Raw genomic sequence first — 854 nt, forward strand, 5'->3', positions numbered from 1 at the left:
CCGCGTCGTGGAATTCTTCGGGGATGCTGCTGAGTTCGTCGAGAGAGGGCCCGCCGCGTGCTGCCTGCGCGGCGGTCTCGTCGTCGAGTTCGGCCAGGGCCTTGCCCTGCCGGTGGCGGTGGTACTCCCGCATCCGGGCGGGCGCCTCGCCGGGGTCCAGGACGAGTATGTCGGTACCGAACACCTCGATGAAGTCTGCCCGGGCCTCGGCCTGCATCTGCCATGCCTTGTGCAGCATCTCGGGATTGCGGCGCAGCAACTGCGGATGGGCGGTGAGCGTTTGGACGACGAGCTGTGCCAGTCGCGGTCCGTCGCCGGCCGCGTAGATGTTGAGATTGCCGCTGACCAGCCAGGCGTCGGTGTCGGGGTGCACGGGCACGATGCGGGCAGCCACGAACATTCGGGCGCGGAGTTTGCCGAGGGCACGCCGCCCCAGGTTGGAGTGGACCTGGTAGACGAGGTCGTCGAGCAGGTTGTGCAGGACGACGGCGTCTTCCTCGAAGCCCTCTACCTCGAAGACTCCCTCCACCACGTCGTGCCAGCCGAGCAGCATCGCCCGCTCGTCCTCACCCAACCGCGGCCGCCGCTGGGCCACAAACCGCTCCAGGACGGTCGAGCCGTCCGCCAGCCGGTGCTGCAGCACGAAGTGGTCGATGGTGTCGATGGCCGTCGACTCGTCCAGGAAGCCGAACCGGTCTGCCGCCTCATCGAGCCGGGCATCCAGCCGCCGGGCAAAACGCGGACTCTGCGCGAATGCCACCAGTTCGCCCTTGAGGTCCCCGCTGCGTGCAACCAACGTGGCGACGTGGGGCGGCACGGTGAGGGTGGGGGGATCGCTGTGTTCCACTACTGCT

At 68.4% G+C, this 854-nt stretch carries 1 protein-coding gene; it reads right to left on the bottom strand.

The window, feature by feature from the left end; translation table 11 throughout:
• The coding region (locus ADL25_RS12400; protein WP_199839145.1) for a hypothetical protein at positions 1-854 on the bottom strand (854 nt) is incomplete at both ends.

Origin of the sequence: Streptomyces sp. NRRL F-5122, from assembly GCF_001507435.1 — a bacterium.
Taxonomy (GTDB): domain Bacteria; phylum Actinomycetota; class Actinomycetes; order Streptomycetales; family Streptomycetaceae; genus Streptomyces; species Streptomyces lannensis.